Raw genomic sequence first — 20,238 nt, forward strand, 5'->3', positions numbered from 1 at the left:
TCATATTATTGCAAGAATATCAGATTCACGCATTATCAAATAATCTTTCCCATTAAATCTAAGTTCTGTTCCAGAATATTTCCCATATAATACTTTATTACCTGTTTTTACGGTTAAAGGTTCATTTTGTTTTCCTAATCCTACTGCTACTACTATTCCCTCTTGAGGTTTTTCTTTTGCTGTATCAGGAATAATTATCCCTGAAGAAGTTTTAGTTTCTGCTGGAGAGGGTTCTATTACTACACGATCTGATAAAGGTTTAATTTTTAAATTTGCCATATTCTTTTAATATTGTTTGAGATAATAATTAATATTATCAATATTAATGATAATATAAAGGTAAGTTTTTCTAAAAACAATTGTATCTTTCTATTTCCCTTTACCAACTTAGACGTTTGTATAAACAGAAAAAATATTAAGAATAAACATATTATTAGAATTGATAATTCTATAATAGAATAAATGATAATTATTTTAATCATAATAATATATTTCCAACTAAAGTAGCCGATGTACAATTAGTAATTTTTACTTTTATAAAATATCCTATTTTAGAATTTTTTTTAGGAAATATGACTATATCATTTCCAGAATTTCTTCCATAAAAAAAATTAATATTCTTTGTTGAAATTCCCTCGATTAAAATATCTTGAAGACTATCAATAGATTTTATCTTTCTATAATAGGAATGTGTTTTTTGTAAATTTATGATTTCAGTTAATCGACGTTTTTTTGTGGATAATGAGACATTGTCAATTAATTTTTTATAAGCATAAGTCCCTATTCTATGTGAATATAGAAACATATATGAAAAGTTATATTTTACATAATTCATTAAATGAAGGGTTTCATTATGATTATTTTGATTTTCATTACAAAATCCAGTGATTATGTCACAAGATAGAGAACAATTAGGTATAATATTTCTAATTTTCTTTATAAGAAAAATGTAATCTACATATGTATGTTTTCTATTCATTAATGATAATATTCTATTACTTCCTGATTGAACTGGTAAATGAATATGTTTACATATATTAATATATTTTTTAATTACGTTTAAAACATTATCTGACATGTCATTAGGATTAGAAGTCCAAAAACGTATTCTCATAAGAGGTACAGAAATAGCAACTAATTCTAGTAATTTAGAAAAATTTATGATTTCTTCATTTTTTATTTCTTTTCTTTTCAAATTTTTTTTTAATCCTCCTCCATACCAGAAATATGAATCTACATTTTGACCTAAAAGTATTATTTCTTTATATCCTTTTTTAAATAAAAATTTACATTCTTTTATAATACTATATGGATCACGACTTTTTTCACGACCTCTTGTAAAAGGAACTACACAAAAAGTACACATATTATCACATCCCCGTATTATAGTAACAAATGCAGTTATTTTTTTTTCTTCCCTTTTAGGAATAATATCAGCATAAGTTTCAGTTTTAGAAAATGAAGTACTTATATATTCTCCTTTTTTTTTAAAAAAATTATTTATTAAATTTGGAATTTCTCTATAAGAGTCAGGCCCTACTACTAAATGTTCTTTTATCTTTTTAAATTTTGAAGCCATACACCCTAATATACCAATTAAAATATTATTTTTTTTTATAATAAATTTGATTTGATTTATTCGTAAAAGAATTTTCTTCTCAGATTTTTCTCGAATCGAACATGTATTAATTAATATTATATTAGCTTCTTTTAAATTTTCAGTTTTAATGAATCCTTTATTATCTAAAATAGAAGATACAATTTCATTATCAGAGATATTCATTTGACAACCATAATTTTCTATATAAAATTTTTTCTTTATCATATGCACATAAATTAATTTCATTTATTAAAAATGATAAAAAAAAAAAAGATAATATATAATTTTAATAATTCTGATTATAAATATGGATTTTATACTAAGATAGAATCAGAAAAAATTCCAAAAGGAATCAATGAAGATATTATAACTAAAATATCTAAAAAACAAAATGAACCTTATTGGATGTTAAAAATCAGATTAAAATCATATAAAATATGGAAAAACATGATTCCTCCTAAATGGAGTAATATATCATATAAAATTCCTTATTTTAATAACATAAGTTATTATTCTGCTATAAAAAAAAATAAATTTCTTAAAAAAGAAATCGATAGTAAATTATTAGACACTTTTCAGAAATTAAATTTAAAATTTAAAAAATCAAAGATTGCATTAGAAATAATTATGGATTCTGTTTCTGTTACTACAACTTTTAAAAAAATTTTATCAGAAAAAGGTATAATATTTTGTACTATTAGTAAGGCAATAAAGAAATATCCTTATCTTATAAAGAAATATATGGGTCAAATAGTTCCAATAAAAGATAATTTTTATTCAGCATTAAATTCAGCTGTTTTTTCTGATGGATCTTTTTGTTATATACCCAAAAATGTACGTTGTCCTGTAGAATTATCTACATATTTTCGTATAAATGAATCAGGAATCGGTCAATTTGAAAGAACACTTTTAATTGCTGATGAAAATTCATATGTTAGTTATCTAGAAGGATGCACTGCTCCTCAGCGAAAAGAAAATCAATTACATGCTGCGGTTGTTGAATTAATAGCCTTAGAAGGTGCAGAAATTAAATATTCTACTGTCCAAAATTGGTTTCCTGGAAATAAAAATGGAATAGGAGGAGTTTTAAATTTTGTAACTAAAAGAGGATTATGTGAAAAGAAATCTAAGATATCTTGGACTCAAATAGAAACTGGATCAGCTATAACTTGGAAATATCCCTCTTGTATTTTAAAAGGTAATAATTCAATAGGAGAATTTTATTCAGTAGCTTTTACAAAAAATTTTCAACAATCAGATACTGGCACTAAAATGATTCATATCGGAAAAAATACTAAAAGTACTATTATTTCAAAAGGTATATCAGCTGGATATTCTAAAAATAGTTATAGAGGATTAGTTTCTATTTCTTCTAAAGCTACTAATTCGCGTAATTTTTCACAGTGTGATTCTTTATTAATAGGTAATACATGTAGTGCTCATACTTTTCCTTTTTTAAAAGGAAAAAATAATTCATCTAAAGTTGAACATGAAGCAACAACCTCGAAAATAGGAGAAGATCAAATCTTTTATTGTAATCAACGTGGAATTAATTTAGAAAAAGCAATTTCACTTATAGTAACTGGATTTAGTCAAGAAATTTTAGATAGATTACCTATGGAATTTGCAATAGAAGCAAGAAAATTATTAGAAATAAAATTAGAAGGTTCAGTCGGATAATGTTAAAAATTAAGAATTTATATGTTTCAGTAAAAAAAAAACAAATATTAAAAGGTGTTAATCTAACAATTAATAAAGGAGAGATTCATGTAATAATGGGACCTAATGGATCTGGTAAAAGTACATTAGCTTCTATAATAGCTGGTAAAAAGGATTATACAATAAATAAAGGGAATCTTATATTTGAAAATATAAATTTAAATTTTTTTCCTCCAGAAGAAAGAGCGCATTTAGGGATTTTTCTATCTTTTCAAGATCCAATAGAAATACCCGGTATATCAATACTTAATTTTATAAGAATTTCTATAAATTCTATAAGGAAAGCGAATGGAAAAAAAGAATTATCTTATAATGAATTTTTTAAAAAAGTAAAAATGGTATCTGATTTATTGAAAATCAATAGAACTTTTCTTTCAAGATATTTAAATGAAGGATTTTCCGGGGGGGAAAAAAAACGTAATGAAATATTTCAAATGTGTATGATTAATCCCAAATTATCTATATTAGATGAAATTGATTCTGGCTTGGATATAGATGCTATTCGTACTATTTCTAGAGGAATTCATCAATTTAAAAAAACAAATAATTCTATATTAATAATTACTCATTATCAAAGATTGTTAAATTATATAGTTCCTGATTATGTACATATTTTCTATAAAGGGAAATTAGTTAAATCTGGCAATAAAGAATTAGCTATAAAAATTGAATCAGAAGGTTATGATTGGATAAAAAATTAATTAAATGAATTTTAACAAAAAAATTTATTCTAAATCTAGATTAGAAATTAATAATAATATTAATTATTATATAAATCTTATTCGTACTAAATCAATCAAACTTTTAAATAAAAAGTTTTCATTAACAGATATTAAATTAATTTATTCTGAATATTTATTTCCTGTTAAAGAAGCAGAATCTATATATTATGATATAATCAATAAATATATTTTAGATAAAAATGGAATGTATTTATTTTTTATAAATGGTTTTTATCTTTTAAATTTTTTTAAAAAAAAGAAAAAATATTTATTATCAATAAATGATATTATCACCAATAATAAAAATTATTGTTATTCAAATATTGAAAAATTTTATGGTAAATCCATATACAATAATGATACTTTAAATTTATTTAATTTCTTCTTTTCAAAAGATGGCGCCTACATCTTTATACCAGATAATTTTTGTTTTAAACCCAATATATATATTATATATATATATAATCTTAATTATGATTATTCAATCATAAATCCTAGAAATTTAATAATTATAGGAAATAATTCTAAAGCTAAAATTGTAGAAATACATGAATCATTAACAAATAAAATTTGTTTTAGTAATTCAGTTACTGAAATCTATTCTAGAAAAAATAGTAATATAGATTATATTAAAATTCACAATAATTTATCTTTTTTCTATTTAAGAGATAAAACTTTTTTGACACAAAAAAAAAATAGTACTTGTAGTGTCAGTACTTTTTCATTTGAAGGAAGATTATTAATTAATAATATTAAATTAATTAATTTAGGAAATTATTCAAAATTTAATTTAAATGGACTTACAATCATAAGAAAAAAATTATTAAATCAATTAATTTATAATAAAACATTAATAGATCATTTATATCCTAATTGTGAAAGTTATCAAACTTATAAATCAATTTTATATGGAAGATCAAAAGTATTTTTTTGGGGTAAAATTAAAATTTCGAAAAAAGCAAATAATATAAATGCTTTACAAAAAGCTAATAATATTTTAATTAATAAAAATGCATTTGTTTATACAAAACCTGAATTAGAAATTTATACAGATAATGTTAAATGTTCACATGGATGTACTATAGGAAAAATAGATAAAAATAAGATTTTTTATCTCTGCTCTAGAGGAGTTATAAAAACTGTCGCAAAATCAATACTTATCTTTCTTTTTTCTAAAGAGATACTAAAAAAAATTAATATACAGAATATAAAAGATTTAATAATAAAAATTATAATAAAGAATTTGGATAATTATTATTTACAAAAATGTTATGTTAGCTAAAATAGAGATAAAAAATCTAAGGAAAAAATTTGCTATTTTTAATTCTCTTCTTAAAAAAAAGAAATTAGTTTATTTAGATAATGCAGCCACTACTCAAAAACCTAATAAAGTAATAAATTCAATAAAAGAATATTATTCAAATATAAATTCTAATGTTCATAGAGGAGCTTATTATTTAAGTAATAAAGCTACTGAAAAATTGGAATATAGTAGAGTCAAAATTCAAAATTTGATAAATGCTAAATATTCACATGAAATTATTTTTACAAGTGGGGCAACAGAAAGTATTAATTTAATAGCTAATAGTATTTCTTCTTTAATAAAACAAAAAGATGAAATTCTAATTCCATATTCTGAACATCATTCTAATATAATCCCATGGCAAATTCTTTGTAAGAAAAAAAAAGCATTATTAAAAATAATCCCCATAGATTATAATGGAAATCTAAAATTAGATTATTTTAAATCTATTATTTCAAATAAAACGAAATTAATCTCTTTAAGTCATGTATCTAATGCGTTAGGAGTTATTAACCCAATTAATGATATTATTGATGAAGCTAAAAAATATAATACGTTAGTATTAATAGATGGTTCACAAGCTATATCTCATATTCCAATAAATATACAAAAAATTAATCCTGATTTTTATGTATTTTCAATACATAAAATGTATGGCTCTACTGGAATAGGAGTTCTTTATGGAAAAGAGTATATTTTAAATCTAATACCACCATATAAATATGGTGGTGAAATGATAGATAAAGTTTCATTTGAAGAAACAACATATTCAAATTTACCATTTAAATTTGAAGCTGGAACTAAAAATATAGGAGGAATTATATCTACAATTGATGCAATAGCATTTATAGAAAAATATAATATTAAAAATATTAAAACTTATGAAGAGAAAATTATGAATTATGCAATAAAGTTATTTACTTCTATAAAAGGAATTAAAATTTATGGAGAAGAAAAAAACCGTTCTAGTATTATATCATTTAATATAAAAAAAATACATCCATTTGATGTAGGGAAAATATTAGATAATTTTGGTGTAGCAGTAAGAACTGGAAATCATTGTGCACAACCTATAATGGATTTTTTTTCTATTCCTGGAACTATAAGAATAAGTTTCGCTATATATAATACATTTGAGGAAATAGATTATTTATATAAAATAATAAGAAAAATAATAAAGTTAATTGATGGGGAATACGTTAAATTTTAATATTATATTGAAATAGAAATATCAACATTATGAATAAAAAAAAAAAAAAGTTTTAGAAGAAAAAGATCTTAAACCAAGATGTCCTGTTGTTACTATAATGGGGCACGTAGATCATGGAAAAACCTCTTTATTAGATTATATAAGAAAAACTAATGTTATAGCTGGAGAATGTGGAGGGATTACACAACATATTGGAGCATATAATGTTAAATTTAAAAAAGGGAATAGTATTACTTTTTTAGATACCCCTGGTCATGAAGCATTTACTTCCATGAGAGCTAGAGGAACTAAAATAACAGATATAGTAGTTGTAGTAATAGCTACAGATGATGATGTAATGCCTCAAACTAAAGAAGCTATTAGCCATGCACAATTAGCTGGTGTCCCTATAATATTTGCATTAAATAAAATTGATAAAATTAATTCAAACCCGGATAAAATACGAAGACAATTATCTGATATGAATTTGTTATTAGAAGAATGGGGAGGAAAATATAAATCTCAAGAGATATCTGCTAAACTTGGAAAAGGAATAGAGAAATTATTAGAAAAAATTTTATTAGAAGCAGAAATTTTAAATTTAAAAGCGAATACTAATAAACCTGCAGCGGGAACAGTAATAGAAGCTTTTTTAGATAAAGGGCGAGGGTATTGTACAACAATCCTTATCCAAGAAGGAACATTAAAGTTAGGAGATTATGTAGTAGCGGGTACTTTTCATGGAAAAATAAAAGTTATTTTAGATGATATAGGAAATAATATTAAAAAAGTATTACCATCAAAACCAGGCAAAATTTTAGGATTAAATGGAGCTCCGACTTCTGGTGAAAGATTTCAAGTTTTTAAAAATGAAAAAGAAGCTAAACAATTAGCTTCAATAAGGAGTAATTTAAAAAAAGAACAGAATCTACGTTCTCGTATTACATTAGAGGGAAGAGGAGATTTTAAAGAATTAAAATTAATAATTAAAGGAGATATGGATGGATCGGTAGAAGCTATAACAGATTCATTAGAAAAATTATCGACAGATAGTAGAATAATTAATATTATATATAAAAACATTGGTCTGATAACAGAATCTGATGTTTTATTAGCAAAAGCGTCTAATGCAATTATTGTTGGGTTTAATGTTAAATGCACATTAAAGGCTAAAATGATTGCCACTAAAAATAACTTAGAAATAAGATTATATCATATAATATATGATATAATCAATGACTTTAAAAAATCATTATATGGAATAAAGGGGAAAACAGTTACTGTAATAGGAAATGCTGAAATAATAAATTTCTTTAAAAGAAAGCAAATAGGAACTATTGCCGGATGTTTAATTAGAAATGGAAAAATAATACGTAATTCTAAGATACGTTTAATTAGAGACGGAGTAGTTATTTATACTGGCGAGTTAAATTCTTTAAAAAGATTTCAAGATGATGTAAAAGAAGTAAATAAAGGATATGAATGTGGAATAATTATTAAAGATTATAATGATTTTAAAATTGGAGATATAATTGAATGTTATCTTTAAATCTTATTTATAATTTGATTTTGTATATTTATTGATTCTTTATGAATTTCTTGAAAGATATTTTCTAGAAATTTTTCTGATAAACATAATTTCTGTCCTAAGGTTTGATATTCTTCTATTAAAGATTTCCATCTTTTAGGTTGAAAAACTAATAAATTGTTTATTTTTTTTATTATTGCTACTTTTTCAGATGATTCCATTCTCTCAGATAATAAATATATTAAATTTTGATCTAATTCAGATATAAGAACTCTTATATGTTCTAATTCCATTTCAGTTTTAGAATTTGTTTTTTTAAAAAAATCGTTTTTTAAAAATTCTACAAATTGTTCCGGTCTTATTTGTTGTTGAGAATCACTTAATGCTTTATCAGGATTACAATGTGTTTCTACTATTAATCCTTCATATTTAAAACTCATTGCTTGTTTAATTACTTCAAATAAACATTCTCTATTTCCACTAATATGGGATGGATCACATAACATAGGTATATTTGGATATAATTTTTTAAATTTTAATGCTAATCCCCAATTAGGAGTATTACGATATTTTCTACTTTTATAAGTAGAAAAACCACGATGTATAACTCCTATCTTTTTAATTCCTTGATTCATTAATCTTTCTAAAGCTCCAATCCATAAATCAAGATCAGGATTGATAGGATTTTTAACTAAAATTATTTTAGTTGTATTTTTTAATGCTTCTGATATTTCTTGTACAGTAAATGGATTAACTGTACTTCTAGCTCCTATCCAGATTATATCTATATCATATTTTAATGCTAGTTCTACATGAGTCGAATTAGCAACTTCTGTTGCTGTTAAAAAACCTGTTTCTTTTTTTACTTTATTTAGCCATTTTAAGCCAATCTGGCCTATACCTTCAAAACAATTTGGTCTAGTTCTTGGTTTCCATATTCCTGCTCTAAAAACTTGTATATAATTTTTATCTAATTTTTTAGCTGTTTCTAGTACTTGATTTTCAGTTTCTGCACTACATGGACCTGATATAATCAGAGGCTTCTTAAAGCTATTTATCCAATTTTGTTCTATATTTTTCATTTAATATTCTCCTATTACGTAAAAATAATTATTTATTTTATTTATTTCTTTTTTCATAAAAAAATAATTCTTCTTTTTAAGAAATTTTATATCTATAAAAAATAGATATTCCCATGGTTTTTTTTTAATTGGAAAAGTTTGAATACTTGTAATATTTATATCATAATATGATATTATGTTTAATATTTTAGATAATTCTCCTATTAGATTTTTTAATCTAAAATAGAAAGACGCTTTCTCAAAAAGAGAAATTTTTTTATATTTCTGATTATTATTTATAATAATAAACCTTGTAAAATTGTTATTAACAGTTTGTATATTTTTATCTACAATTTTTAAATTATACGCCGTAGCAGCTTCTTCAGAAGCTATAGCTCCTATATAATAATTTTTATTTTTAAATATAAAATAAGCGGCTTCTGCTGTATCTACCGATTCAGATATTTTTATATTTCTATATTTAGAAATATAATTTTTACATTGTAATATAGCCATAGGATGGGATATGATTTTTTTAATATTTTTAATATTACTATTTTTAGTTTTTAGAATTAAAAAATTATGATTAATAGGTAAATATATTTCTCTACTTATTTTAAGATTATATAATTTTATTAAAAAAAAATTATATATTAACACACCTGCAATAGAATTTTCTATTGCTAGTACTCCTATATCTGCTGTAAATTTTGAAACAAAATGTGTTAATTCATTAAATGTTTTACATTCGATAAGATCATAATCTATTTTAGAGAAAAGTTTTTTAGTAGCAATTTCATGGAAACAACCTTTTATACCTTGAATCGCAATTTTTTTTTTCATGTTTTACTTTACAAACTTATTATGAATTAAATATTCTAATATTTGAACTGCATTTGTAGCAGATCCTTTACGTAAATTATCAGAAACTATCCACATGTTTAGAGATTTGGTTTTAGACATATCTCTTCTAATCCTTCCAACAAATACATTATCGTTTCCTTCACAAAGAATGGGCATAGGATATATATTATTTTTTAGATTATCCATTAATATTAATCCATTGGTATTTGATAATAGATTCCGTAAATCATTTATATCAAAATCATTTTTAAATGTTAAATTAACACTTTCAGAATGACCACCTACTACAGGTATACGTACAGACGTAGCGGTAATTCTTATATTTTTATCATTAAAAATTTTTTTTGTTTCATTTATTAATTTTAATTCTTCTTTAGAATAACCATATCTATCAAATATCTCACAATGAGGAATAGCATTTCTATTTATTTTAAAACAATAATTTTTTTTAAAATTTATAAAATTTTCCTCATTTATTAGTTGATCTAATCCTTTTTTTCCTGATCCTGTAACAGATTGATAAGTAGATATTACTATACGTTTTATTTGATATTTTTTAGATAATGGGTGTAAAACTATAACTAATTGTATTGTAGAACAATTAGGATTGGCAATTATCTTATCTTTTTTTTTTATAATATTTCCATTTATTTCAGGTACTATAAGTTTTTTATATTTATCCATCCGCCAGGCAGAGGAATTATCTATTAATATAGTTCCTCTATTTGTAAATTTTATAGCCCATTTTTTTGAAATTTCTGCACCAGCAGAAAAAATAGCTATATCAGGTTTTAAAGAAATTACTTCTTCTATACTTAGAATTTTATATTTTTTTTTTCTAAAAAACATTTTTTTTCCAATTGATTTATTAGAAGCTACAGGGTATAATTTATTTATATAAATATTTTTTTCTTCTAAAAGATTTAAAATAACACGTCCTACCATTCCTGTTACTCCTACTATAGCTAAATTCATTTTTTCTAAGTGATAATGTTAATTAATTTTACTAATTTACTTTTAATTCTATTAGATTTATTTTTATGAATAATTTTTTTTTTTACTAATTTATCTATCATAGATGATATCTTAGGAAAAGCATTTAAAACTTTTGTTTTTTTAGATTCTAATTTAAATTTCTTTATTGCTGTTTTAGTAGATTTTAAAAAAAAATGATTTTGTAATCTTTTTAAATTGTTTTTACGTATTTGTTTTAAGGCGGATTTAGTATTTGCCATATTAATTTATCATTAAGTAGCCTATAGGGGAATCGAACCCCTCTTTTCAGAATGAAAATCTGATGTCCTTACCAATAGACGAATAGGCCATTATATATTGTTTTTTTTAAAAAAAAAACCGATAGATTTTAAATCAATCCAAAAATTAGGATAAGATTTAGATACTACGTTATAATTTAATATTGATATAGGATATCTAATCCCTAATGTAGAAAATGACATTGCCATCCTATGATCATCATAAGTATAAATATAAATTTCCTTTTTTTGAGTTTCATTAAACTTAACTAATTCTATACTAGAATTAGTTATAATACTTTTTACCCCTAATTTAGATAATTCATTTTTTAATGCATTTAATCTATCTGTTTCTTTAATTTTTAGAGTTTCTAGTCCTCTTAAAATACATTTAATTCTTAATCCAGTACAAGTTACGACTATAGTTTGTGCTATATCTGGAGTTGAATTCAAATCAATATCTATTGAATTCAAATCAATATCTATTGAATTCAAATCAATATCCATTATTTTTTTTAAATTAATTTCATTTTTCTGAAAAAAAGTTTTTACATTAAAAAAATCTTTATATATATTTGAGATTATACTATCACCTTGAATATTTTTTTTATTAAAAAATTTTAAATTTAAATCAGCTTTTTTAGAAAGAGCTACTAAAGAATAATAATATGATGCTGAACTCCAATCAGATTCTATTATTCTTTTAATTTTTTTTTTAAATTTTTTATTTTGAATATAAATCATATTATGATTCCACAATACATTTATGCCCAGTTTTTTTAAAACGTTTAATGTCATATTAAGATAAGAGATAGAAGTAATTTTATTTGATAAATATATTTTTAATCCATTTTCAAATTTTGATGCTATTAACATAAGAGCACTTATATATTGACTACTTATAGTTGCATCTATATTAATTCCCCCCCCTAATAATTTATTACCCATTATTCTCAATGGAGGATATCCATTTTTTTTTTCATAAAAAATCTTTCCTCCTAATTTTTTTAGAGTTTCTACTAAAATAGAAATAGGTCTTTCTTGCATTCTATATGATCCAGTTAATATAACTTCTCTATTTTCTTTTATAGAAAAAAAGGCGGTTAAAAATCGCATAGCGGTTCCAGAATGTTTAATATTAATTAACTTTTTTTTAGAAAATAAAGCCTTTTTTAAGATTAAAGTATCGTCAGAATTTGAAATATTTTCTAACTCAATTATATCAGGATATAATGCTTTTAATATCAAAAATCTATTAGATTCACTTTTAGATCCAGTAATCTTAACATTACCATTTATATAAAAATTATTTTTAGATATTTGAATATAATACATATTTTTAATTTTTGCTTTGCTCTATCTCTGATTTTAAAATCTTTCCTTTTTTTACCCCAGATAAAAGATATTTTTTATAATAAATTCCCTCTTTTAAAAGAAACGATTTTACAGTACATGTAGGTTGTGCTCCTTTAATTAACCAATTAACAGCTTTATCAACATTAATTGATATAGTATATGGATTAGTGTTAGGATTATAAAAACCAATTTTTTCTATAAATTTTCCATTTCTAGGAGAACGAGAGTTAGAAACTACAATAGTATAAAAAGCTTTTTTTTTTCTCCCTTTTCTTTGGAGCCGAATTTTTATTGACATATTTTTATAAAAATTTATTTGCAGACCCGTAGGGATTTGAACCCCAACTAACAGAACCAAAATCTGCTGTGCTACCATTACACAACGAGTCTTAGGAAAAGTAAAATTATATTAATATTAAATAAATAAAATTATGTTATCAGATAGGATTCTAAATATGGGATATTCTAAAACATTAGAAATGACTTCTAAAGCAAGAAAATTAAAAGAATTAGGATATAATGTAATTAATTTAAGTGTAGGGGAACCTAATTTTTATCCTCCATCTTTTATTTTAGATGCCGCTAAAAAAGCTATAGATGAAGGATATCATTATTATACTCCTATATCAGGAATATTAGATCTTAAAAAGAAGATATGTAATAAATTTAAACGTGATAATAATCTTAATTATAAGATTTCACAAATAGTCATAAGTAATGGAGTTAAACAATCAATTATCAATTTATTTTTATCATTATTAAATAAAAATGATGAAGTGATAATACCTTCCCCTTATTGGGTAAGTTATTATGAAATGGTAAAATTTTGTCAGGCTAAACCTATTATTATACCAACTACAATAGAAGATGATTTTAAAATAACTTCTAAGCAATTAGAAACTGTAATTACTTCTAAAACTAAAATATTTATATTTAATTCTCCTTGTAATCCGACAGGAAGTGTTTACGATAAAAAAGAATTAAAAAATATAGTTAAAATATTATCTAAATATTCTAAGATTATTATTATTTCTGATGAAATATATGAGTATATCATTTATGATAAAAAACACATAAGTATTGCTTCTTTTCCTGAAATTTATAATCAAACAGTTACATTAAATGGTCTTTCTAAATCATTTTCTATGACAGGATGGAGGGTAGGATATATGGGAGCTCCAGAGTGGATTGCTAAAGCTTGTGATAAAATCCAAGGTCAGACCACATCATGTGTAAATGCTATAGCACAACGTGCTTCTATTGTGGCATTAACATATAATCCTAAATTCTTATTAAGTAAAATAATATCTGAATTTAAATTTCGAAGAGATTTAGTAAGAAATCTGATAAAGAATATTCCTCAATTTCAATTTAAAACACCAGAAGGAGCTTTTTATATATTTCTAGATATTTCTGCTTTATTAGAAGATAAAAAATATAATTCATATATTAAATCATCAAATGATTTTGCAATGTATTTACTTAATAAATGTCATATAGCTACAGTTTCAGGAGAATCTTTTGGGTATAAAAATGGCCTTAGGATATCATATGCTAATTCTAAAGAAAATCTTATTGAAGCTTTTAAAAGAATGAAAAAATTATTAAAATAATTAAAATGGCACACCCTAAAAGGAAACAATCTAAATCTAGAAAGAAGAAAAGAAGAACTTCTTACACTATTTCTAGTCCAAAATTAGGAATAGATATAAAAACTAAACAGTTACATCTATATCATAGAGCACATTGGTATGAAAAAAATTTATTTTATAAAGGCAAATTATTATTTATTAAAAATAAATACATTTTTTTTTTAAGTAAATCATTAATTGGAAATTATCAATATTTTAATTTATTTAAATATTTATTAATAAATAAATATGATTTTTCTCTATAGTAATTTTTGTATAGAGAAAATAATATGATTTTTCTCTATAGTAATTTTTGTATAGAGAAAATAATATCCTTTTTCTGAGGATACCAATTTTTTATTAAATTATTAGCATAAGGTGCCGGGGTATCTTGTACTGTTATTCTTTTAATTGGAGCATCTAAATAATCAAAAGCTTCTTGTTGAATAACATAAGCTATTTCAGAAGAAATAGCAGCTAATGGCCAAGATTCTTCTAATAAAAGTAATCTATTAGTTTTTTTTATAGAATTAATAATAGTTTTATAATCTAACGGACGTATAGTACGTAAATCTATAATTTCTACACTTAGATTTGTTTTTTCAAGTTCTAAAGCAACATCTAATGCTATTTTTATTATTTTACCAAAAGTAACGATTGTTACATCATTGCCTTTTTTTTTTACATTAGCTAACCCTAATGGCAGAGTATATTCTTCAATAGGAATAATCATTTTCTCTCCATACATTTGTTCAGATTCCATAAAAAGGACTACATCATTATCACGTATTGATGATTTTAAAAGACCTTTGGCATCATAAGGATTAGAAGGAATTACTACTTTTAATCCTGGACAATTAGCATACCAACTTTCAAAAGATTGAGAATGTGTAGAACCTAATTGGCCGGCAAAACCTGTTGGTCCTCTAAAAACTATCGGAAGATTCCATTGTCCTCCACTCATTTGCCTTATTTTAGCAGCATTATTAATTATTTGATCCATAGCTACTAATGAAAAATTAAAAGTCATAAATTCAATAATAGGACGACACCCATTCATAGCTGATCCAATCCCTATCCCAGAAAATCCTAATTCAGATATTGGAGTATCAATGATTCTTTTGTAACCAAATTCTTTTAGCATCCCTTTAGAAGCTTTATATGCTCCATTATATTCTGCTACTTCTTCTCCCATTAAATAGATGGTTTCATCTCTTCTCATTTCTTCACTCATAGCTGCAACTATAACTTCTCTAAAACTCATTTCTTTCATAGAAAAAAAATTATTAAAAAGAAAAATATAATGATTAAAATTATAAAATTATTAATTCAATTATTATTTTATTTAACGAAATATATATTATATAAATTATTTTTTAAATAGGAGCGAAACGAAACTTACAACTTACATAAGTAGGATAGTAATCTTTTTTTACGAGAAGATTTTTTTAATCTTTTAATTGCATGCATTTCTATTTGTCGGCAACGTTCTCTAGTTAATCTTAATAGATAAGCTATTTTTTCTAAATTCATTGAAAAACATCCTAATCCATAATGTAATGTAATTATTTGAGATTCTCTTTCTGAAAGAGTTTCTAATAATATTTTTATATCTTGTTGAAGAGATTCTTTTTCTAAAGAGTGATCAGTTTTAGGTGATTCAGAAATGTTTATAACATCATATAAATTAGAATTATCTCCCTCGCCAAGAGCAGGGGCATCTAAAGATGTATGTTTAATTGAATTTATCAGAGCTTCCTCAACATCTTTTTCACTTACATTTAAATAGTCACTAATATATTTTATTGATGGAGGCATTTTAATTTTTTGTTCTAATTTAGAATATGTTTTATTAACTTTATTATAAAATGCTAGTTTGTTGGTAGGATAACGTACACAACGAGCTTTATCCGATATAGCTTGTAAGATAGATTGTCTTATCCACCAGACACAATAAGAAATACATTTAAATCCCTTTCTTTCATCAAAACGATTTATTCCTTTTATGAGACCATAATTTCCTTCATTAATTAAATCTGATAAACTTAATCCTTGATTTTGATATTGTTTTGCTACAGAAATTACAAATCTTAAATTTGCTTTAACTAAATTATCAATTGCGTATTTTTTTATTCCCTTTTTAGGAAATTTTCTTAAGATAGCGGTTAATTTTTTTATTTTTAATATGACTTTACTTTTTTTTTGAAATTGTTTCAATAGTTTCCATTTTTTAAATAATTTTTTGAAGATTGATTCTATTTCAGAATTATAGATAGATCCTACTCGGGCTAATTTAGCCCAAAAGAATTCTTCTTCTTGACTTAATAATGGGAGATTACTTATCTCAAGTAAAAATTTATCTAAAGACTCAGATTCTCCATTAGTAATAGGATCAGTATCAGGCTCACGCTCACTAATAATGTTTTGTTTTTTCATATTAAGAAATGTTTTGTTGTTTTAAATATGATAATTACGATAAAAAAGAATTTTATGGGATAATTTAATTTTTCCTAATTTCTTATTTTTACCCAAATATTTTACGTATATTATATCTCCTGTTCTTATAAAATTTTTTACTTTAGTTAATATTTTCCAAGAAATTTCTGATATATGTAATAATCCTTCTACAGATTTAGATATTTCAACTAAAACACAAAATTTTTTTCTATTTTTAACTTTAGCTTTATAAATTTTTCCTACTTTAGGAACAAAAGTAATGTTTTTTATTTTTAAAATTGCTGATTTTAATTTTGTTTCATTTTTTCCTAAAATTTCAATTATACCTAGTTTTTCTTTTTCTTTTATTTTAATATTAGTTTCTGTAGAAACTTGGATTTCTTGTATGATTTTTCCCCCAGAACCTATTACCGTTCCTATCAATTTTTTGGGTATATAAAAAGTATAAATTTTAGGAGCTGGAAACTTAAGTGATTTTCTAGGACAACTTAAAGTTGTAAGCATCTTTTTTATTAGAAATAATAACCCTTTTTTTGCTTTAAAAATTGTATTTGATAGTACATCATAAGTAATTCCAGAGATTTTCATATCCATTTGACATGCTGTAATACCATATTCAGTCCCTGTCATTTTAAAGTCCATATCTCCTATATAGTCTTCATCTCCTAATATATCTGAAAGAATTATGGCTTCACCTGTTAAATAATTCATAATTAACCCCATAGATATTCCTGAAACTGGTCTTTTAACAGTAATCCCTGCATCCATTAATGCTAATGTACTAGCACATACAGTAGCCATAGAAGAAGATCCATTTGATTCTAATACATCTGATACTACTCTTAGAGTATAAGGAGTTACAATTATATTTTTCAAAGCACGTTGAGCTAAATTTCCATGTCCAATTTCACGTCTTGAGACTCCTTTTAAGAATTTAATTTCTCCAGTTGAAAAAGGAGGGAAATTATAATGTAAGTAAAATCTTTGTTTGGCTCGTATAATAGCATTATCAATTTGATTAACATCTAATGATGAACCTAAAGTAACTGTAGATAATGCTTGTGTTTCTCCTCTTGTAAAAATTGCAGATCCATGTACACCAGGCAAACAATCTACTTTACTACAAATAGTTCTAATATCATCTAATGATCTACCATCTAAACGAATATTTTCTTTTAAAAGAATCTTTTTAATTATTTCTTTTTTGATTTCATCAAAGATAATATCAATTTCAATATTATTAATTACAATGCTATCATTAGATAAATGAAATTTTATTTCATTTAAAATCTTCTCAATTTGTTTAGAACGTTTTTGTTGAAATAAACAACCTTTATAGATATAATAAATATCTTCATAATAGAAAAAATTTATTTTTTCTTTTATATAAAAAACTTTTAAATTAAAATTTAAATATTTATAATAATAATTATACAATTTAATATTGTATAATCTCTTATTAAGAAATTTTTTCTTTTTAGTAATTAAACTAATTTGAGCTTCAATTTGTAATTGAATATACTTATGTGCTTTAACTATTGCTTCCATCATCTCTATTTCAGAGATCTCTCTCATTTCTCCTTCTACAAGAAGAATATAATTATTAGTTCCTCCTACTATTAAATCTAACTCTGCTTTTTTCAATTCTTCAATCCCAGGATTAATAATAAATGCATCATTAATTCGTATTATACGAACTGTTGATACTGGCCCCTTAAAATAAATTTCTGATATAGAAACCGCCGTAGAAGCTACTAATCCAGCTAATCCATCAGGCAATACATTTATATCATATGATAACAAAGATATCATTATTTGTATTTCCTGATAATAATTGTCTTTAAAAAGTGGACGTAATAAACGATCTACTAATCTCATAATTAATATTTCTTCCTCAGATGGCCTCCCTTCACGTTTTATATATCCACCTGGAATTTTTCCGCCAGCTGAATATTTTTCCCTATAATCGATAGTAAGAGGTATAAATTTTAAATCCTCTTTGTATTCTTTGTAAATTACTACAGTGGCTAATAAGCTAGTATTTCCCATACGAACTACAGCTGATCCATTAGCTTTACGCGCAAATTTTCCAGTTTCTATGCTTAAAGCACGTCCATCTTCTAAAAAAAGATTTTCTTTTATTAGGATCATTTTTGAGTCTTATTTTTTTTTTCTATATATTTAAGTAACTTTTTTCTTTTAGAAACTAAAATTTGTAGAGATCTTTCTGTATTAAAATCCTTTTTATTATATTTCAGATGATTGGTTAGATTTTTTATTTTAAATGTTAATAAGGCGATTTGTACTATACAATTCCCAGTATCAGATTCTGATAATCCATAATTTTTAATTATTATTTTTTTTTTATTTGAATTTAAATCCATTATTTTTTGAATATTAATTATATATTATAAATATATATATCTAATAATAGATATATAGATATATTAAACTATTTATTTAAACTTTTATGAGAAAAAAAATTCATCCTGACAATTATAGGATTGTTGTATTTAAAGATATGACTAGTAATCAAAGTTTTTTTTGTAAATCAACTATTAAAACAAAAGATAAGATTAATTTAAATGGGAAAGAATATCCATTATATAAAATGGAAATCTCAAGTTATTCTCATCCTTTTTATACAGGACATATTAAATATGTAGATTCTACTGGAAGAATAGAGAAATTTAATAAAAAATATAAATTATAATGCCAACTATACAGCAACTTGTAAGAAAAAGGAGAAAGAATATAAAAAAAAAAAGTAAATCGATGGCTTTAAATTGTTGTCCTCAACGTAGAGGAGTATGTACAAGGGTATATACAACTACTCCTAAAAAACCTAATTCTGCAATGAGAAAAGTAGCCCGAGTTCGTTTAACAAATGGAAAGGAAGTAAATGCATATATTCCAGGAGAAGGACATAATCTTCAAGAACATTCTATTGTCTTAATAAGAGGTGGAAGAGTAAAAGATTTACCAGGTGTTCGTTATCATATAATACGTGGAGCTTTAGATACAGCGGGAGTTAAAGATAGAAAAAAAGCTCGTAGTAAATATGGAGCCAAGTGTTCTAAACAAAAGAAAAAATGAGAAAATCCAAAATAAAAAATTATCAACCTGATCCGAGATTTAAAGATCCTTTAGTAACGCGATTTGTAAATCATTTAATGAAAGATGGTAAAAAAACTATAGCTTATAGGATATTTTATAATTGTATTTCGGAAATAGAAAAAACAAAAAAAAATGGTTTAAAAATCTGGAAAGAAGCATTAGATAATGTAAGACCTCATGTAGAAGTTAGAAGTAGACGTATTGGAGGTTCTAATATACAAGTACCAACACAGATTCCATCTTATGTAAAAGTTACTAAAGCTATGAAATTATTAATTAGTTGTGCACGTGAAAGAAATGAAAAAAAAATGTATAAAAAATTAGCAGAAGAAATTTTATTAGCTTCTAAAAAAGAAGGAGCTGCGTTTAAAAAACGTGAAAATATTCATAAAATGGCTGAAGCTAATAAAGCATTTTCTCATTTTAAATTTTAATAAA

Annotated in this window: 22 protein-coding genes, 2 tRNA genes and 1 pseudogene; 10 read left to right on the top strand and 15 right to left on the bottom strand. The window is 23.8% G+C overall.

The window, feature by feature from the left end; all coding sequences use genetic code 11:
* From MP018_RS00910 to miaB, 3 genes are read right to left on the bottom strand one after another with little or no spacing between them, the layout of a single operon-like run.
* On the bottom strand, positions 1–279 hold the full coding sequence (locus tag MP018_RS00910) for a co-chaperone GroES (protein WP_259082770.1): 279 nt from the start codon (positions 277–279) through the stop codon (positions 1–3).
* On the bottom strand, positions 267–482 hold the full coding sequence (locus MP018_RS00915) for a hypothetical protein (protein WP_259082769.1): 216 nt from the start codon (positions 480–482) through the stop codon (positions 267–269). The genes MP018_RS00910 and MP018_RS00915 overlap by 13 nt, the downstream gene beginning before the upstream one ends.
* Positions 479–1,825: a tRNA (N6-isopentenyl adenosine(37)-C2)-methylthiotransferase MiaB gene (gene miaB, locus MP018_RS00920; protein WP_259288617.1), complete on the bottom strand. Its 1,347-nt coding sequence runs from the start codon at positions 1,823–1,825 to the stop codon at positions 479–481. The genes MP018_RS00915 and miaB overlap by 4 nt, the downstream gene beginning before the upstream one ends.
* 30 nt (positions 1,826–1,855) lie before the next feature.
* Here miaB and sufB point away from each other — a divergent pair, with 30 nt between their 5' ends.
* The 5 genes and pseudogenes from sufB to infB all read left to right on the top strand — a co-directional run.
* Complete coding sequence (gene sufB / locus MP018_RS00925; RefSeq protein ID WP_259288618.1) at positions 1,856–3,280, top strand: Fe-S cluster assembly protein SufB; 1,425 nt, start codon at positions 1,856–1,858, stop codon at positions 3,278–3,280.
* Positions 3,280–4,020: a Fe-S cluster assembly ATPase SufC gene (sufC, locus tag MP018_RS00930; RefSeq protein WP_259082767.1), complete on the top strand. Its 741-nt coding sequence runs from the start codon at positions 3,280–3,282 to the stop codon at positions 4,018–4,020. Before sufB ends, sufC begins: the two co-directional genes overlap by 1 nt.
* Positions 4,021–4,024: 4 nt before the next feature.
* On the top strand, positions 4,025–5,323 hold the full coding sequence (locus MP018_RS00935) for a SufB/SufD family protein (protein WP_259288619.1): 1,299 nt from the start codon (positions 4,025–4,027) through the stop codon (positions 5,321–5,323).
* Positions 5,313–6,554 (top strand): cysteine desulfurase, encoded by a 1,242-nt coding sequence (locus MP018_RS00940; protein ID WP_259082765.1) that lies wholly within the window; start codon positions 5,313–5,315, stop codon positions 6,552–6,554. Before MP018_RS00935 ends, MP018_RS00940 begins: the two co-directional genes overlap by 11 nt.
* Before the next feature lie 55 nt (positions 6,555–6,609).
* Positions 6,610–8,082 (top strand): annotated as a pseudogene (gene infB, locus MP018_RS00945) (translation initiation factor IF-2); the annotation flags it as partial.
* Here the strand turns inward: infB and MP018_RS00950 are convergent.
* The 8 genes from MP018_RS00950 to MP018_RS00985 form a co-directional block, all read right to left on the bottom strand.
* Positions 8,079–9,143, bottom strand: coding sequence for a bifunctional 3-deoxy-7-phosphoheptulonate synthase/chorismate mutase type II (locus tag MP018_RS00950; RefSeq protein WP_259082764.1), 1,065 nt, complete (start codon positions 9,141–9,143; stop codon positions 8,079–8,081). The pseudogene infB and the gene MP018_RS00950 sit on opposite strands and share 4 nt — an antisense overlap.
* Positions 9,144–9,965, bottom strand: coding sequence for a prephenate dehydratase (locus tag MP018_RS00955; RefSeq protein ID WP_259082763.1), 822 nt, complete (start codon positions 9,963–9,965; stop codon positions 9,144–9,146).
* A 3-nt stretch (positions 9,966–9,968) separates the two neighbouring features.
* Complete coding sequence (locus MP018_RS00960; protein WP_259288620.1) at positions 9,969–10,961, bottom strand: aspartate-semialdehyde dehydrogenase; 993 nt, start codon at positions 10,959–10,961, stop codon at positions 9,969–9,971.
* Positions 10,962–10,966: 5 nt separating this feature from the next.
* The gene (gene rpsT, locus MP018_RS00965) at positions 10,967–11,221 is read right to left on the bottom strand and encodes a 30S ribosomal protein S20 (RefSeq protein ID WP_259082761.1); all 255 of its coding nucleotides are present in this window, start codon (positions 11,219–11,221) and stop codon (positions 10,967–10,969) included.
* Between the two features lie 17 nt (positions 11,222–11,238).
* A tRNA-Glu gene (locus tag MP018_RS00970) sits at positions 11,239–11,310 on the bottom strand.
* A gap of 1 nt (position 11,311) precedes the next feature.
* Positions 11,312–12,574 (bottom strand): 3-phosphoshikimate 1-carboxyvinyltransferase, encoded by a 1,263-nt coding sequence (locus MP018_RS00975; protein WP_259288621.1) that lies wholly within the window; start codon positions 12,572–12,574, stop codon positions 11,312–11,314.
* Between the two features lie 4 nt (positions 12,575–12,578).
* Complete coding sequence (gene rpsP, locus MP018_RS00980) at positions 12,579–12,893, bottom strand: 30S ribosomal protein S16 (RefSeq protein ID WP_259114091.1); 315 nt, start codon at positions 12,891–12,893, stop codon at positions 12,579–12,581.
* Positions 12,894–12,914: 21 nt separating this feature from the next.
* Positions 12,915–12,985: transfer RNA gene (locus tag MP018_RS00985), tRNA-Gln, on the bottom strand.
* Positions 12,986–13,026: 41 nt separating this feature from the next.
* Here MP018_RS00985 and MP018_RS00990 point away from each other — a divergent pair.
* Together MP018_RS00990 and rpmF are read left to right on the top strand one after the other, a co-directional pair.
* A complete protein-coding gene (locus MP018_RS00990) occupies positions 13,027–14,208 on the top strand; it encodes a pyridoxal phosphate-dependent aminotransferase (RefSeq protein ID WP_259288622.1) in 1,182 nt (393 codons plus the stop codon).
* Positions 14,209–14,213: 5 nt separating this feature from the next.
* Entirely contained in the window at positions 14,214–14,492 is a 279-nt protein-coding gene (gene rpmF, locus MP018_RS01155) for a 50S ribosomal protein L32 (protein WP_414641218.1), read from the top strand.
* Positions 14,493–14,527: 35 nt separating this feature from the next.
* Here rpmF and MP018_RS01000 read toward each other — a convergent pair whose 3' ends face one another.
* The 4 genes from MP018_RS01000 to rpsO all read right to left on the bottom strand — a co-directional run bounded on the left by MP018_RS01000 (position 14,528) and on the right by rpsO (position 19,067).
* Positions 14,528–15,499: a pyruvate dehydrogenase complex E1 component subunit beta gene (locus tag MP018_RS01000; RefSeq protein WP_259288404.1), complete on the bottom strand. Its 972-nt coding sequence runs from the start codon at positions 15,497–15,499 to the stop codon at positions 14,528–14,530.
* A 125-nt stretch (positions 15,500–15,624) separates the two neighbouring features.
* On the bottom strand, positions 15,625–16,662 hold the full coding sequence (locus tag MP018_RS01005; protein ID WP_259082756.1) for a sigma-70 family RNA polymerase sigma factor: 1,038 nt from the start codon (positions 16,660–16,662) through the stop codon (positions 15,625–15,627).
* A 21-nt stretch (positions 16,663–16,683) separates the two neighbouring features.
* Positions 16,684–18,834, bottom strand: coding sequence for a polyribonucleotide nucleotidyltransferase (locus MP018_RS01010; protein ID WP_259082755.1), 2,151 nt, complete (start codon positions 18,832–18,834; stop codon positions 16,684–16,686).
* A complete protein-coding gene (rpsO, locus tag MP018_RS01015) occupies positions 18,831–19,067 on the bottom strand; it encodes a 30S ribosomal protein S15 (RefSeq protein WP_259082754.1) in 237 nt (78 codons plus the stop codon). Before rpsO ends, MP018_RS01010 begins: the two co-directional genes overlap by 4 nt.
* Positions 19,068–19,153: 86 nt before the next feature.
* Here rpsO and MP018_RS01020 point away from each other — a divergent pair, with 86 nt between their 5' ends.
* The 3 genes from MP018_RS01020 to rpsG are packed head-to-tail and all read left to right on the top strand — an operon-like array spanning position 19,154 to position 20,234.
* Entirely contained in the window at positions 19,154–19,396 is a 243-nt protein-coding gene (locus MP018_RS01020) for a type B 50S ribosomal protein L31 (RefSeq protein WP_259082753.1), read from the top strand.
* Positions 19,396–19,779 carry a 30S ribosomal protein S12 gene (rpsL, locus tag MP018_RS01025; RefSeq protein WP_259082752.1) on the top strand — a complete coding sequence of 128 codons (384 nt, stop codon included), beginning with the start codon at positions 19,396–19,398 and terminating at the stop codon, positions 19,777–19,779. The genes MP018_RS01020 and rpsL overlap by 1 nt, the downstream gene beginning before the upstream one ends.
* Positions 19,776–20,234: a 30S ribosomal protein S7 gene (rpsG, locus tag MP018_RS01030; protein WP_259146531.1), complete on the top strand. Its 459-nt coding sequence runs from the start codon at positions 19,776–19,778 to the stop codon at positions 20,232–20,234. Before rpsL ends, rpsG begins: the two co-directional genes overlap by 4 nt.
* Positions 20,235–20,238: the final 4 nt, after the last annotated feature.

The sequence above is a fragment of the Candidatus Karelsulcia muelleri genome (genome assembly GCF_024818015.1).
Classification (GTDB): Bacteria; Bacteroidota; Bacteroidia; order Flavobacteriales; family Blattabacteriaceae; genus Karelsulcia; species Karelsulcia muelleri_C.